The organism is Palleronia sp. LCG004 (assembly GCF_032931615.1).
Classification (GTDB): Bacteria; Pseudomonadota; Alphaproteobacteria; order Rhodobacterales; family Rhodobacteraceae; genus Palleronia.
The window spans coordinates 914,720-928,104 of sequence record NZ_CP136759.1; the positions used below are offsets into that span (position 1 = coordinate 914,720).

At 63.1% G+C, this 13,385-nt stretch carries 17 protein-coding genes; 13 read left to right on the forward strand and 4 right to left on the reverse strand.

Annotated features, from left to right (window positions below; translation table 11 throughout):
- Positions 1-45: 45 nt before the first annotated feature.
- From RVY76_RS04385 to RVY76_RS04395, 3 genes are all read right to left on the reverse strand, one after another.
- Positions 46-903 (reverse strand): mechanosensitive ion channel family protein, encoded by an 858-nt coding sequence (locus RVY76_RS04385; RefSeq protein ID WP_317376711.1) that lies wholly within the window; start codon positions 901-903, stop codon positions 46-48.
- A 70-nt stretch (positions 904-973) separates the two neighbouring features.
- The gene (locus RVY76_RS04390; RefSeq protein ID WP_317376118.1) at positions 974-1,576 is read right to left on the reverse strand and encodes a YitT family protein; all 603 of its coding nucleotides are present in this window, start codon (positions 1,574-1,576) and stop codon (positions 974-976) included.
- Positions 1,577-1,605: 29 nt separating this feature from the next.
- Positions 1,606-2,820 (reverse strand): NADP-dependent isocitrate dehydrogenase, encoded by a 1,215-nt coding sequence (locus RVY76_RS04395; protein ID WP_317376119.1) that lies wholly within the window; start codon positions 2,818-2,820, stop codon positions 1,606-1,608.
- A gap of 147 nt (positions 2,821-2,967) precedes the next feature.
- Between RVY76_RS04395 and RVY76_RS04400 the strand changes: the two genes are divergently transcribed.
- The 3 genes from RVY76_RS04400 (at position 2,968) to RVY76_RS04410 (ending at position 4,358) form a co-directional block, all read left to right on the forward strand.
- Positions 2,968-3,126, forward strand: coding sequence for a YqaE/Pmp3 family membrane protein (locus tag RVY76_RS04400; RefSeq protein ID WP_317376120.1), 159 nt, complete (start codon positions 2,968-2,970; stop codon positions 3,124-3,126).
- Positions 3,127-3,337: 211 nt separating this feature from the next.
- Positions 3,338-3,931 (forward strand): NAD(P)H:quinone oxidoreductase, encoded by a 594-nt coding sequence (gene wrbA, locus RVY76_RS04405; protein ID WP_317376122.1) that lies wholly within the window; start codon positions 3,338-3,340, stop codon positions 3,929-3,931.
- 97 nt (positions 3,932-4,028) lie between these two features.
- Positions 4,029-4,358, forward strand: a complete 330-nt coding sequence (locus RVY76_RS04410; RefSeq protein ID WP_317376123.1) for an SMR family transporter — start codon at positions 4,029-4,031, stop codon at positions 4,356-4,358.
- On the opposite strand, the gene RVY76_RS04415 is transcribed toward RVY76_RS04410, so the two are convergent.
- Positions 4,355-5,008, reverse strand: a complete 654-nt coding sequence (locus RVY76_RS04415) for an alpha/beta hydrolase (protein WP_317376124.1) — start codon at positions 5,006-5,008, stop codon at positions 4,355-4,357. The genes RVY76_RS04410 and RVY76_RS04415 overlap by 4 nt on opposite strands.
- A gap of 168 nt (positions 5,009-5,176) precedes the next feature.
- Here RVY76_RS04415 and RVY76_RS04420 point away from each other — a divergent pair, with 168 nt between their 5' ends.
- From RVY76_RS04420 to RVY76_RS04465, 10 genes are all read left to right on the forward strand, one after another.
- On the forward strand, positions 5,177-5,638 hold the full coding sequence (locus RVY76_RS04420; protein ID WP_317376126.1) for an Rrf2 family transcriptional regulator: 462 nt from the start codon (positions 5,177-5,179) through the stop codon (positions 5,636-5,638).
- A 30-nt stretch (positions 5,639-5,668) separates the two neighbouring features.
- Positions 5,669-6,715, forward strand: a complete 1,047-nt coding sequence (locus RVY76_RS04425) for a cysteine desulfurase family protein (RefSeq protein WP_317376127.1) — start codon at positions 5,669-5,671, stop codon at positions 6,713-6,715.
- A gap of 42 nt (positions 6,716-6,757) precedes the next feature.
- Positions 6,758-8,299 carry a Fe-S cluster assembly protein SufB gene (sufB, locus tag RVY76_RS04430; protein ID WP_317376128.1) on the forward strand — a complete coding sequence of 514 codons (1,542 nt, stop codon included), beginning with the start codon at positions 6,758-6,760 and terminating at the stop codon, positions 8,297-8,299.
- 6 nt (positions 8,300-8,305) lie between these two features.
- Complete coding sequence (locus RVY76_RS04435) at positions 8,306-8,512, forward strand: hypothetical protein (protein WP_317376129.1); 207 nt, start codon at positions 8,306-8,308, stop codon at positions 8,510-8,512.
- Positions 8,513-8,532: 20 nt separating this feature from the next.
- Positions 8,533-8,853: a heavy metal-binding domain-containing protein gene (locus RVY76_RS04440; protein ID WP_317376712.1), complete on the forward strand. Its 321-nt coding sequence runs from the start codon at positions 8,533-8,535 to the stop codon at positions 8,851-8,853.
- A 106-nt stretch (positions 8,854-8,959) separates the two neighbouring features.
- A complete protein-coding gene (gene sufC / locus RVY76_RS04445; protein WP_317376131.1) occupies positions 8,960-9,715 on the forward strand; it encodes a Fe-S cluster assembly ATPase SufC in 756 nt (251 codons plus the stop codon).
- A complete protein-coding gene (locus RVY76_RS04450; protein ID WP_317376133.1) occupies positions 9,715-11,013 on the forward strand; it encodes a SufD family Fe-S cluster assembly protein in 1,299 nt (432 codons plus the stop codon). Before sufC ends, RVY76_RS04450 begins: the two co-directional genes overlap by 1 nt.
- A 1-nt stretch (position 11,014) precedes the next feature.
- Positions 11,015-11,509 (forward strand): YIP1 family protein, encoded by a 495-nt coding sequence (locus RVY76_RS04455; protein ID WP_317376134.1) that lies wholly within the window; start codon positions 11,015-11,017, stop codon positions 11,507-11,509.
- A complete protein-coding gene (locus RVY76_RS04460) occupies positions 11,506-12,099 on the forward strand; it encodes a Yip1 family protein (protein ID WP_317376136.1) in 594 nt (197 codons plus the stop codon). The genes RVY76_RS04455 and RVY76_RS04460 overlap by 4 nt, the downstream gene beginning before the upstream one ends.
- Positions 12,100-12,110: 11 nt before the next feature.
- Complete coding sequence (locus RVY76_RS04465; protein WP_317376137.1) at positions 12,111-13,331, forward strand: cysteine desulfurase; 1,221 nt, start codon at positions 12,111-12,113, stop codon at positions 13,329-13,331.
- Positions 13,332-13,385 lie beyond the last annotated feature (54 nt).

Genomic DNA, 13,385 nt, shown 5'->3' on the forward strand with positions numbered 1-13,385 from the left:
GCGGCATCCTTGGCTAGGTCTTTCGCTATTCGCGGCCCCGAAACCTCAGGTCTTGTCCTCTTCCGCCTCTGAAATCATGCGGAGAGGCTCCTTGAAGGTCATCGTGCGGTACGGGAACGGAATCTCGATCCCGGCATCGTCGAGCGCGCGCTTCACCGCCGCCACGACCTTGTCGCGCGACCGGCGAATGTCGACGGGCTTCGATCCGGTCCACCAGGTGATCTCGAAATTGATCGAACTGTCGGCGAATTCCTGGGCGAAGATCTGCACGTCGCGTACATCGTCGCGAACGGAGTCGACCTTGCGCACGGCGGCCTCGATGACGTCGCGTGCGGCATCCACATCCTCGCCGTAGGCGACGCCGCAGATGATCGTGGTGCGCCGAAGGCTGCCCGAGGTGCGGATGGTCACGGGATTCTTGAAGAACATCGCGTTCGGCGCGACGACGAGCTGGCCATCGGTCTGGCGGATATGGGTGTCGCGGATGGTGATGTCCTCGACCTGTCCATCGATCCCTTCGCATTCGATGAAATCGTGAACCTCGAACGGTTCGCGGATCAAAAGAAGAATTCCGGCGAGGAAATTCTCGAAGACGTCCTTGAACGCAAAACCGATGGCGACGCCGCCGACGCCCAGTGCGGCAAGCGCCTTCCCGGGCGTCACGGTCGGCAGGACGATCGTGATCGCGATGAGGATCACGAAGAGCCAGAGCCCGACCGTCAGGAGCATGACCACGACGTCGCGCAGCGCACGGCGGACATGCGCACGTTGGAGGGTTTTCGGAACGACCCACTGGACTACGCGAATGATGAACCACGCCACGACCACGAAAAGGATCGCGGCAACCAGCTGGGGCAGCAATTTCCAGAAGCCGGTCGAATAACTTTCGATCTGGTTGCGCATGGGCTCCGGAAAGATGGCCCACAGCGTGTCGAGAAACGTCTCCATGCCTTCCTCCCGTCTGCGCGACGGGTTAGGTCGCGACGTAGCGATCGCGTCGGTGATTGACCGCGACGATCAGGTTCAGGACGACGGCACCCAGCAGCGACAGTGCCACGACCGACGGAGCAAAGATTAGGGCGGCGATGCCGAAAAGCACGATGTCGAAGATGAGCTGCACATAGCCGGCCCGGAATCCGGTGCGGTCCTGCAGATAGAGGGCGAGCACGCCGATCCCCCCGAGACTCCCGCCATGGCGGAATAGAATGATGAGGCCAAGACCGATCAACGATCCCTGCAGTACGGTTCCGAGGACGGGATGAAGATAGGCGATCTCGATCCCGCTCGGCAGGAGAGAGGTCAGGATCGACAGCGCGGTGACTGACAGCAGCGATTTGATCGTGAAGGTCCGTCCGAGCCTGCGCCACGCAAGGACATAGAATGGTAGGTTGACGGCAAAGAAGACGATTCCGAAATCGAGCCCGGCGGAATAGCTCACGAGGAGCGCGAGGCCCGCCGTCTGGCCGGTGATCAGGCCCAGATGTGTGAGGATCTGGATGCCCAGTCCGCACATGAAAACGCCCAGGGTCATCCCCTGGGCGTCGTCGAGCAGCGTATGATCAGGCGTGTCGCTCATGCGATGCGGCACCCGCATGGGCCTGCGCTTCAGGCTCCGAGCGACTTGTCGAGGTTCTGGTCGATCTTCTCGAGGAACCCTTCGGTCGTCAGCCACTTCTGGTCCGGCCCGACGAGCAGCGCGAGGTCCTTGGTCATGTGACCGGATTCGACCGTGTCGACCACGACCTTCTCGAGCGTGTCGGCGAATTTCTCCAGCTCGGCATTGTCGTCGAGCTTCGCGCGATGGCGCAGACCGCCGGTCCAGGCGAAGATCGACGCGATGGAGTTCGTCGACGTCTGCTCGCCTTTCTGGTGCTGGCGGAAGTGACGCGTGACGGTTCCGTGCGCGGCCTCGGCCTCGACGATCTTGCCGTCGGGCGTCATCAGGCGCGAGGTCATCAGGCCGAGCGAGCCGAAGCCCTGGGCCACGGTGTCGGACTGCACGTCGCCATCGTAGTTCTTGCACGCCCAGACATAGCCGCCCGACCATTTCATCGCAGCCGCGACCATGTCGTCGATCAGACGGTGTTCGTAGGTAAGTCCGGCCTCATCGAACTTGTCCTTGAACTCCTCGTCGAAGACCTTCTGGAAGAGGATCATGAACTGACCGTCGTAGTTCTTCAGGATCGTGTTCTTGGTCGAGAGATAGACGGGATAGCCGCGGTTCAGACCGTAGTTGAACGAGGCGCGGGCAAAATCCTTGATCGATTCGTCGAGGTTGTACATCCCCATGTAGACACCGGAGGAGGGCGCGTCGAAGACCTCTTCCTCCATCACGGTTCCGTCCTCGCCGACGAACTTCATCGACAGCTTGCCCGGCCCGGGGAATTTCATGTCGGTGGCGCGGTACTGGTCGCCATAGGCATGGCGGCCGATCACGATGGGCTGGGTCCAGCCCGGCACCAGACGCGGCACGTTCGAGCAGATGATGGGCTCGCGGAAGACGACACCGCCGAGGATGTTGCGGATCGTGCCGTTCGGGCTGCGCCACATCTTCTTGAGACCGAATTCCTCGACCCGGCCTTCGTCGGGCGTGATCGTCGCGCATTTGACGCCGCAGCCGATCTCCTTGATCTTTTCGGCCGCATCGACCGTGATCTGGTCGTCTGTCCGGTCACGCTCCTCGATGCCGAGGTCGTAGTAGAGGAGATCGACATCGAGATAGGGCAGGATCAGCTTCTGTTTGATGAAATCCCAGATGATGCGGGTCATCTCGTCGCCGTCGAGTTCGACGACTGGGTTGGCGACTTTGATCTTCGACATGGAGAAACCTTTCGCGTGGTGAAGTGGCTTGCCCGGTCTTTAGCCCACGTGCCCGCGATAGAAAAGCGTATGCGATTGCATACGAACACCGTCGGCCATGTGGAACCATTCCGATCGCCCGCCCATTTGCCGCGAAAGGAGACATCCATGGACATCATCCGCATCATCCTGTCGATCATCCTGCCGCCTCTGGGCGTGTTCCTGCAGGAAGGCTTCGGCAAGCATTTCTGGATCAACATTCTGCTCACGCTTCTGGGCTACATTCCGGGGATCGTGCACGCGCTCTACATCATCCTCAGGCGGTAGGCCCACGGTCGCGACTATGGCCGGCATCGGGCTCATGCAAGGCGGGCGCAATGCGGATTTCAGGCTTGGTGCCCGTTCAAGAGCGGGATGGCGCCGGTCGAGCTGAAACCGCCCTGCCAGATCGCACAGGATCCGTTCATCCGCGCAGATGGTCAGCCGCGATACGCGGTGCCATATGCAAACAGCAAATCAGTTACAGGAGACCAACGAGATGGCGAAACCCAAGATCACGGTTCTGTTCTATTCGACCTACGGGACGAACCACACGGTCGCGTCGGCGGCCGCCGAGGCCGCGGAGGCCGCCGGCGCGGAGGTCCGTCTGCGTCGCGTGAAAGAGACGGCCCCGACCGAAATCGTCGAGGGGCAGGACGCCTGGAAAGCCCAGCTCGAGAAGATGCAGGACATTCCCGAAGTCTCGGCCGACGACATGGAATGGGCAGATGGCTATTTCCTGAGCTCTCCCACGCGTTACGGTGTCGTGGCGAGCCAGATGCGCGCATTCATCGATACGCTCGGCCCGCTCTGGCAGGAAGGCAAGCTTGCGAACAAGACCTTCACAGCGTCCACGTCGGCCAACACGTCCCATGGCGGTCAGGAAACCACCCTCCAGTCGCTTTATATCACCGCGATGCACTGGGGCTGCATTCTCGTGCCGCCGGGCTATGCCGACCCGGTGAAGTTCGAGGATAACGGCAACCCCTACGGCTTTTCGATGCAGGCCGGGGAATTCACCGATCTCCACCGCCGGTCCGTCGGGTATCAGGCGCGCCGCCTGGTCGAGATGACCCAGAAGCTCGTCGCCTGAGGCGATCCGAACCTTCGCCCCCGCATTTCCGGATGCGGGGGTTTCCCGTCCGCGACCCGAAGGCTAAGAGGGCCGCACCGACAGCGAGACGGATTCCATGCGGCCCTACGTGTTTCTAGCCCTAGCCATTGTTCTCGAAGTCGTGGCCACCTCTGCACTGGCGAGATCCGCGAATTTCACGAAACTCGTCCCGAGCACGATCTCGATTCTGGGCTACGCGGCTTCGTTCTGGCTGCTCTCGTTTCCCATCAGCATTCTGCCGACAGGGATCGTCTACGCGATCTGGTCCGGTCTCGGGATCGTCCTCATCACGCTTGTCGCATGGTTCTGGTCGCACGAGGCGCTCGACGCGCCGGCCATTGCGGGCCTCGCCCTCATCCTCGCGGGCGTCGTGGTCATCAACCTTTTCTCAGATACGATCCACTAGCGCGAGTTTTCGGTCAGCCTGCGCTTCACGTAGTCCTGCACGGTTCCGATCATCGGCTCCATATGCGGGTCCTCGAAGAAGTGCCCGGCACCCTCGACTTCCTCGTGGGTGATCGTGATGCCCTTCTGATCGTGCAGCTTTCCGACGAGGGTCTGGGTATCCTTTGGCGGTGCCACGCGATCTGCGGTACCGTTCACGATCAAACCCGAGCTGGGGCAGGGCGCGAGAAAGCTGAAATCGTACATGTTGGCTGGCGGCGAGACCGACACGAATCCCGTGATCTCGGGGCGGCGCATCAGCAGCTGCATGCCGATCCATGCACCGAAGCTGAACCCGGCCACCCAGCAATGCTTGGCGTTGTTGTTCATGCTCTGGAGATAGTCGAGCGCGGATGCGGCATCGCTCAACTCGCCCACACCCTGGTCGTATTCCCCCTGGCTGCGTCCGACGCCGCGGAAATTGAACCGCAGCACGGTGAAACCGAGATTGAGAAACGCGTAGTGAAGATTGTAGACGACCCGATTGTTCATCGTCCCGCCGAATTGCGGGTGCGGATGCAGAACGATCGCGATCGGCGCGTCGCGATTCTTCTGCGGATGATAACGGCCCTCGAGACGGCCTTCGGGACCGGGAAAAATGACCTCTGGCATGTAGGTGCTGGCTTTCCTGTCAAAAGCGGTCCCTGACGTCGTTGACGAATTGCGTCGGGTACCTTAGAAACATTCTAATCTGACCGGCCAGGCGGCCCGCCACGTCGGACAGCAGGTAATCGGGGGCGCAACCGGCGTCAACTGCAAGGCGGAGGCGAGGAACGGTCGATGAAGCTCAGCACCAAGGGACGGTATGCGATGGTCGCGCTCAGTGATCTGGCGCTTCAGGGTGGCGACCGGCTCGTGTCGCTGTCTGATCTGAGCAAACGACAGGACATCTCGCTTCCCTATCTCGAGCAGCTCTTCGTCAAGTTGCGCCGCAAGGGGCTCGTGCAGTCCGTGCGCGGTCCCGGCGGCGGCTACAGGCTCGCACGGCCGGCCTCGGAGATCCGCGTCTCCGACGTGCTCGAGGCCGTCGACGAGACGGTGAGCGCGATGCATCGTGGCGTGGGCGTAATGGGCGGAACGTCCGGCACGCGTGCGCAATCGCTGACCAATCGGCTTTGGGAGGGATTGAGCGCACATGTTTATGTTTTTCTGCATCAGACGCGGCTGTCTGACGTGGTCGAAAACGCGCTCGCACCATGCCCGGCGGTGCCGTCGCTTTTCGAAGTCGTTGACGAGGGCTGAGCCGCAAATATGCGGGATCGCGAGGGATCGATGACCGGACGCTGCTATCTCGACTGGAATGCCAGCGCGCCGCTGCGCCCCGAGGCGCGTGCGGCGATGCTCGATGCACTGTCCGTGGCGGGCAATCCGTCTGCGATCCACGCCGAGGGGCGTGCCGCCCGCGCGATCGTCGAGCGTGCACGTGCGCAGGTCGCGACTGCGCTCGGTGCTGATGCCGCCGATATCGTGTTCACTTCCGGTGCGACGGAGGCCGCCGCGCTGGCTGCCGCAGGAATGAGCCTCGATTGCGCACCGGTCGAGCATGAGGCGATCCTCGCCTGGTGCCGTGCTGCGCTGGGGGTCGACAATACCGGTGCGGTTGCAGTGACGGACCCCTCATGCACGGCCCTGCAGGCCGCCAACTCTGAAACCGGTGTGCTTCAGGATCTTCCCGAAGGTCTCGCTCTCGTCGACGCGACGCAGGCCTTCGGCAAGATCCCCTTCGCCTTCGACTGGTCGGGCGCGCGAATGGCAATCGTTTCCGCGCACAAGATCGGCGGCCCCAAGGGAGTGGGGGCGCTGGTCCTGAGGCGCGGGCTCGACATCGAGGCGCGGATCCGCGGGGGCGGTCAGGAAATGGGGCGTCGCTCGGGTACCGAGAATGTCGCGGCAATCGCTGGTTTCGGTGCTGCGGCCGAGGCAGCCACGCGCGACCTCGATGCAGGTACGATGAAAAACGTGGCGGCACTCCGCGACCGGTTCGAGACATGGGTGGCGGATCGGGACGAAATGACTATCTGCGTGGGCAAGGGCGCGCGTCGCCTGCCCAATACAAGCCTCCTCGTGACGCCCGGCTGGAGAGGCGAGACGCAGGTAATGCAGATGGATCTGCGCGGCTTCGCGGTAAGTGCCGGATCGGCATGCGCTTCGGGCAAGCTGCGCGGCAGCGGAACCCTTTCCGCGATGGGCTTCGACGAGGCCACGGCGGGATCCGCACTTCGCGTGTCGATAGGCCCCGAGACGCGCGAGGACGACCTCGCGCGCTTTGCGGAGGTTTGGTGTGCCGCGAGAGACAAGCACAGGGCGCGCGCCGCCTGAGAACGTGACCGGATGCAGGACGTCCGGAGAAGGAGATGAGCGATGAGTGACGAAACCATGCTTCAGGACAAGGCCAAGGAAGGCGTCGACAAGCAGACGGTCGACGCGGTGGCGCAACTGAGCGGCACCTACAAGCACGGCTGGAACACCGAGATCGAGATGGATTTCGCGCCGAAGGGCCTCACCGAGGATATCGTGCGCCTCATCTCCGAGCGGAACGAGGAACCGGAATGGATGCTCGAGTGGCGGCTTGAGGCGTTCCGCCGCTGGTCGCAGATGAAGGAGCCCGACTGGTCCATGCTGAAATACGCCCCTGTGGATTATCAGGAGCAGTATTACTACGCGAAGCCGGCTTCGATGGTCGAGAAGCCGAAGAGCCTCGACGACGTCGACCCCAAGCTGCTCGAAACCTACGCGAAGCTCGGCATTCCGCTCAAGGAGCAGATGGTTCTGGCCGGTGTCGAAGGTGCCGAAGGCGCGCCTGCCGAGGCCAAGGAAGGCGAGCGCAAGGTCGCCGTCGATGCGGTCTTCGACAGTGTCAGCGTCGGTACGACCTTCAAGAAGGAACTCGAGAAGGCCGGCGTCATCTTCTGCTCGATCAGCGAGGCGATCCGCGAGCATCCCGATCTCGTGCGGAAATATCTCGCGAGCGTGGTGCCGACGCAGGACAATTACTTCGCAACGCTGAATTCGGCCGTCTTCAGCGACGGGTCGTTCGTCTACATCCCGCCGAACACCCGCTGCCCGATGGAGCTCAGCACCTATTTCCGGATCAATGCCGAGAATACGGGCCAGTTCGAACGTACGCTGATCATCGCTGACAAGGGGTCCTATGTCAGCTATCTCGAGGGCTGCACGGCACCGATGCGCGACACCAACCAGCTCCACGCCGCGGTGGTCGAGATCGTCGCACTCGACGATGCCGAGGTGAAGTACTCGACCGTGCAGAACTGGTATCCCGGCGACGAGAACGGCAAGGGCGGCATCTACAACTTCGTCACCAAGCGCGCCGATTGCCGCGGTGACCGCTCCAAGGTTAGCTGGACCCAGGTCGAGACCGGATCGGCTCTTACCTGGAAATACCCGTCCTGCATCCTGCGTGGCGACGACAGCCAGGGCGAGTTCTATTCGATCGCCATCACCAACAACTGGCAGCAGGCCGATACCGGCACGAAGATGGTGCATCTGGGCAAGAACACCCGCTCGCGCATCGTGTCGAAGGGGATCAGCGCGGGTCACGCGCAGAATACCTATCGCGGTCTCGTCTCGATGCATCCGAAGGCCACCAACAGCCGCAATTACACGCAATGCGACAGCTTGCTGATTGGTGGCGATTGCGGGGCCCACACGGTCCCCTACATCGAGGTCAAGAACAACTCGTCCCGCGTCGAGCATGAGGCGACGACTTCCAAGGTCGACGACGACCAAATGTTCTACTGTCAGCAGCGTGGCCTCGACGAGGAGGAAGCCGTGGCGCTCATCGTCAACGGCTTTTGCAAGGAAGTGCTTCAGGCGCTCCCGATGGAGTTCGCGATGGAAGCGCAGCAGCTCGTCGCGATCTCCCTCGAAGGATCGGTGGGCTGATCGCCGATGGGTGAGCTCGATCCGCTTCGCGCCCCTGAGCGCCCGCGCTTCTTCGTCTGGTTGACGGTCGGCGTGGGCGTGGTTCTGGGGCTTATCGTGAGCATGTCGTGGTGGCTGCAGAACCCGCTCCCGCGCGTGTTGATCGTGCTGGTGATCTCTGCCGCGATCGGCTGGATCGCCGGCCGCATGATGTTCAAGAGGAGGCGGAAATGAGCTTCTGGTCGAAGTCCGAGATGATCGTCACCACGACGCCCAGCGTCGAGGGACGCAGGATCACGTCCTACAAGGGAATAGTCGTGGGCGAGGCCATCCTCGGCGCGAATGTCTTCCGCGACATGTTCGCCGGCATCCGCGACATCATAGGCGGCCGGTCCGGGGCCTACGAGAAGAGCCTCAACGAAGCACGCGAGACTGCGCTTGCGGAAATGGAGGACCGCGCCCGCGAGGCCGGAGCGAACGCCGTCGTGGGCGTCGATCTCGATTACGAGGTGGTCGGCAAGGAGAACGGAATGCTCATGGTCTCGGCGAGCGGAACGGCCGTCATCGTCGAGTGAGCGTCGCGGCCTTGGGCTGCGGAAGAACAGATGCGGGCTGGGGATCGAGCGCGATCCCCGCCCAGATGCGAAAGAACGCGCCGTGCAGGTGCGGAAAGGATGAAAGATGTTGAAGATCAGCAATTTGCACGTCAAGCTTGAGGAAGAGGATAAGCAAATCCTCAAGGGTGTCGATCTCGAGGTCGAGGCGGGCAAGGTCCACGCGATCATGGGGCCGAACGGGTCCGGCAAGTCGACGCTGAGCTACGTGCTCTCCGGTCGCGACGGCTATGAGGTGACCGAGGGCGAAGCACTTCTCAACGGCGAAAACATCCTCGATATGGAGCCCGAGGAGCGGGCAGCGGCGGGCGTCTTCCTGGCGTTCCAGTATCCGGTCGAGATTCCTGGCGTCGGCAACATGACCTTCCTGCGGACGGCCGTGAACGCGCAGCGGAAGGCCCGCGGCGAGGCCGAGCTCAGCTCCACCGATTTCCTCAAGGTCGTGCGCGAGAAGGCCAAGGAACTGCAGATCGACGCGGATATGCTGAAGCGGCCCGTCAACGTGGGCTTCTCGGGTGGCGAGAAAAAGCGCAACGAGATCCTGCAGATGGCCATGCTCGAGCCGCGCATGTGCATCCTCGACGAGACCGATTCCGGTCTCGACGTCGACGCGATGAAGCTGGTGGCGCAGGGTGTGAACGCCCTTCGGTCCGAGGATCGTGGCTTTCTCGTCATCACGCATTACCAGCGGCTTCTCGACCACATCCGTCCCGATGTGGTTCATATCATGTCCGACGGTCGCATCGTGAAGACCGGCGGACCAGAGCTCGCGCTCGAGGTCGAGAAGAACGGCTACACCGACATTCTCGCGGAGAACGCCTGATGGCCATGCCCAAACCCAAGCAGGACGCGACCGATACGCGCCTCGACGCGCTTTCGATCCCCGACAATTCCGGCTGGTCCGAGGCCGCTCGTCAGGAGGCGGTTGGCCGGCTCCGGATGATGGGCATGCCGCATCGCCGCGACGAATACTGGCGGTTCACCAATCCCGCCGATTTCAACGCGGTGGAACCGGTCGATGCCGCCCCGATGGACATCTCCGACGAGGCGCCGCTCTACGAGGGGATGGATCAGCTCCGCATCGTGTTCGTGGACGGCGTCTTCGATGCCGGGGCATCCGACGACCTTTCGGGCGAGGGGATCGAGATCGCCCGTCTGGCTGATGCCGGTCTGGCGGACATCCACTGGGCGCGCGATCTCTACGGCCTTCTCGAGGCACGTGGCCAGAACCCGGTCGATCGGCCGCTTTGCGCGCTGAACACGGCCTTCGCCACGGACGGCATCCTGATCCGCGTGACCGGAAAGGTCTCACGCCCGGTCAGTATCGTCTATCTCCACGAAGATGCACGATCCGATGCGATCCTGCATCATGTCGTGCAGCTGACCGAAGGCGCGGAGCTGACGCTCCTCGAGACCGGATGCGTCGCGGCGCGTTCGAACACGTTGATCGAAGCCGATGTCGCCGACGATGCCACGCTTCATCACGTTCGCAGCCAGGGCCGCAATCATGATCGCCGCACGGCGAGCGCCGGGTTCGCGCGTCTGGGCCGTGCCTCCACCTACAAGTCCTTCACGTTGTCGGCCAATGGCGCGCTGACGCGGAACGAGAACGTCGTCGAGTTCACCGGGGACGATGCCGTCGCGCATGTCGCGGGGGCTGCGATCGGGGACGGAGCGCGGACGCCCTTCCATAACGACGACACGGTCTTCGTCACGCATGATGCCGTGAATTGCGAAAGCCGGCAGGTCTTCAAGAAGGTGCTCAAGAACGGCGCGGTCGGCGTGTTCCAGGGCAAGATCCTCGTCAGGAAGGACGCACAGAAGACCGACGGCTACCAGATCAGTCAGGCGCTGCTGCTCGACGACGACAGCCAGTTCCTCGCCAAGCCCGAGCTCGAGATCTATGCCGACGACGTGGCATGTTCCCACGGTTCCACCACGGGCGCGATCGACGAGGAGGCTCTGTTCTATCTTCGCTCCCGCGGGGTGCCAAAGGCACGTGCCGAGGATCTCCTCGTTCTGGCCTTCCTCGCCGAGACGCTCGAAGAGATCGACGACGAGGATATCGCCGCGGCGCTGAACGAGCGTCTGGCCGCCTGGCTCGATCGGCACGCGAGCTGACGTGGCACTGACGGGCGACATCCTGCGCAGTTATCGCGGTCCCGGCCCGGTGCTGCGCCGTCGCCTGGGAGGGCCGGACGGACGCGGTGAGGCCCGGGCGCTCATCACGCTGATGCTTGCCTGCGGGCTCATCTTCGTGGCGCAATGGCCGCGGCTCAGCCGCGAATCGCATCTTTCGGGCCGTGAGGTCGACATGCTGATCGGCGGCGCGCTTCTGGGGTGGCTCTTCATCGCGCCGCTCGTGCTCTATGCGCTGGCGGGGATCAGCCACGTGATCGCCCGCATCTTCGGCGGCAGGGGGAGCCATCTCGACGCGCGGATGGCGCTCTTCTGGGCACTACTGGCGGCCGCACCGCTTTGGCTGCTATGGGGGCTCGTGGCGGGTCTGATCGGTCCGGGTCCGGCACTCGACGTCACGGGGCTGGTCGCGCTCGTGGCCTTTCTGGCGCTGTGGCTCGCGGGCCTTTACGCCGTTGAATTCGGAGAGAGAGCATGAACCTCCTGTCGCCCCGCATTCTGGGGCAGCTTGCGCTCGACACGGTGCGGGCCCCGCGACCGACATTCGCACGGCTGCGCGCGCTCGATCTCGATCGCGGGACGCTCTGGCAGGCGCTGCTTCTGGTGGTTGTCGTCTCGATCCTGCTGGCCGAACTTGCCAACATGTTCCTGCTCGCCACAATCGCGCAGGATGCCGATCCGGTCCTGATGCTGAGCCCGTTCGCCTTCGGGGCCATGCAGCTCGTCGTCCTGATCATCAGCGTCCTGCTGATCGACAAGGTGGGGCGCGCGTTCAAGGGGACGGGCGATCTCGGCGACGCGATTCTCGCGGTCACCTGGCTGCAATTCGTGATGGTATGTCTCCAGATCCTGCAGGGGATCCTCCTCATCGTCATTCCGCCGCTGGCGGGCATCGTGATGATCCTGGGGCTGATCCTGTTCTTCTGGCTCCTGACGAATTTCGTGGCCGAGCTTCACGGCTTCGACAGCCTCGGGCGTGTCTTCGGCATGATCCTCTTCGTGCTGATGGGTGTGGCGCTTGGTCTCTCTTTCCTGCTGACCCTCGCGGGCGTATCCGTCGCGAGATAGGAGGCTTTCCAATGTTCGACGTCCAGAAGATCCGCGCGGATTTCCCGATCCTGTCGCGGGAGGTGAACGGCCGACCGCTCGTCTATCTCGACAGCGGTGCCTCTGCGCAAAAGCCGCAGGCGGTGATCGACGCGGTGACGCGCGGCTATGCCGAGGATTACGCAAACGTGCATCGCGGCCTGCACACGCTGAGCTCGATCTCGACCGAGAAGTACGAGGCTGTCCGCGGCAAGATCGCGGCCTTTCTCGGCGCGACCGACGAGAACAGCATCGTCATGAATACCGGGACGACCGAAGGGATCAACATGGTCGCCTATGGCTGGGCCATGCCGCGGATGGAAGCCGGCGACGAGATCGTGCTGAGCGTGATGGAACATCATGCCAATATCGTGCCCTGGCATTTCTTGCGCGAACGGCAGGGCGTCGTTCTGAAATGGGTCGACACCGACGTCAACGGCGCGCTCGATCCGCAGGCCGTCATCGACGCGATCGGCCCCCGGACCAAACTCGTCGCGATCACGCACATGTCGAACGTGCTCGGAACGGTCGTCGACGTGAAGAGCATCGCGCAGGCCGCGCGGGAACAGGGCGTCGCGACTCTCGTGGACGGATCGCAGGCAGCCGTCCATATGGCCGTCGATGTCGAGGAGATCGGCTGCGACTTCTATGCCATCACGGGCCACAAGCTTTACGGGCCCTCCGCGTCCGGGGGGATCTATGTCCGGCCCGAACGCATGGCCGAGATGCGTCCCTTCATGGGGGGCGGCGACATGATCCGCGATGTCCGCAAGGACGGCGTCGACTACAACGTCCCGCCGCTCAAGTTCGAGGCAGGCACCCCCGGTATCGTCGCTCAGATCGGGCTCGGCGCCGCGCTCGACTACATGACCGATATCGGGATGGAGGCGATCGCCGCGCACGAGGCGTCGCTGCGCGACTACGCGATCGAGCGTCTGGGCGGATTGAACTGGCTCAACGTGCAGGGCAAGGCCCCCGGGAAGGGCGCGATCTTCTCCTTCACGCTGGACGGCGCAGCCCATCCGCACGACATCTCGACCGTCCTCGACAAGCGCGGGATCGCCGTGCGTGCGGGTCATCATTGCGCCGGACCGCTGATGGACCACCTCGGCCTCACGGCGACCGCGCGTGCATCCTTCGCGGTCTACAACACCCATGACGAGGTCGATGCGCTGGTCGACGGGCTCGAGCTCTGCCACGAACTCTTCGCGTAAGCGTCGAGAGAAACGGTACAGAAGGGCGGCGCAGGGCTGACGGCTGCGACCATT

Coding starts and splice junctions, on each gene's coding strand:
- RVY76_RS04385 (WP_317376711.1), bottom strand. CDS start 903: ATGCGCAACCAGATCGAAAGTTATTCGACCGGCTTCTGGAAATTGCTG.
- RVY76_RS04390 (WP_317376118.1), bottom strand. CDS start 1,576: ATGAGCGACACGCCTGATCATACGCTGCTCGACGACGCCCAGGGGATG.
- RVY76_RS04395 (WP_317376119.1), bottom strand. CDS start 2,820: ATGTCGAAGATCAAAGTCGCCAACCCAGTCGTCGAACTCGACGGCGAC.
- RVY76_RS04400 (WP_317376120.1), top strand. CDS start 2,968: ATGGACATCATCCGCATCATCCTGTCGATCATCCTGCCGCCTCTGGGC.
- wrbA (WP_317376122.1), top strand. CDS start 3,338: ATGGCGAAACCCAAGATCACGGTTCTGTTCTATTCGACCTACGGGACG.
- RVY76_RS04410 (WP_317376123.1), top strand. CDS start 4,029: ATGCGGCCCTACGTGTTTCTAGCCCTAGCCATTGTTCTCGAAGTCGTG.
- RVY76_RS04415 (WP_317376124.1), bottom strand. CDS start 5,008: ATGCCAGAGGTCATTTTTCCCGGTCCCGAAGGCCGTCTCGAGGGCCGT.
- RVY76_RS04420 (WP_317376126.1), top strand. CDS start 5,177: ATGAAGCTCAGCACCAAGGGACGGTATGCGATGGTCGCGCTCAGTGAT.
- RVY76_RS04425 (WP_317376127.1), top strand. CDS start 5,669: ATGACCGGACGCTGCTATCTCGACTGGAATGCCAGCGCGCCGCTGCGC.
- sufB (WP_317376128.1), top strand. CDS start 6,758: ATGAGTGACGAAACCATGCTTCAGGACAAGGCCAAGGAAGGCGTCGAC.
- RVY76_RS04435 (WP_317376129.1), top strand. CDS start 8,306: ATGGGTGAGCTCGATCCGCTTCGCGCCCCTGAGCGCCCGCGCTTCTTC.
- RVY76_RS04440 (WP_317376712.1), top strand. CDS start 8,533: ATGATCGTCACCACGACGCCCAGCGTCGAGGGACGCAGGATCACGTCC.
- sufC (WP_317376131.1), top strand. CDS start 8,960: ATGTTGAAGATCAGCAATTTGCACGTCAAGCTTGAGGAAGAGGATAAG.
- RVY76_RS04450 (WP_317376133.1), top strand. CDS start 9,715: ATGGCCATGCCCAAACCCAAGCAGGACGCGACCGATACGCGCCTCGAC.
- RVY76_RS04460 (WP_317376136.1), top strand. CDS start 11,506: ATGAACCTCCTGTCGCCCCGCATTCTGGGGCAGCTTGCGCTCGACACG.
- RVY76_RS04465 (WP_317376137.1), top strand. CDS start 12,111: ATGTTCGACGTCCAGAAGATCCGCGCGGATTTCCCGATCCTGTCGCGG.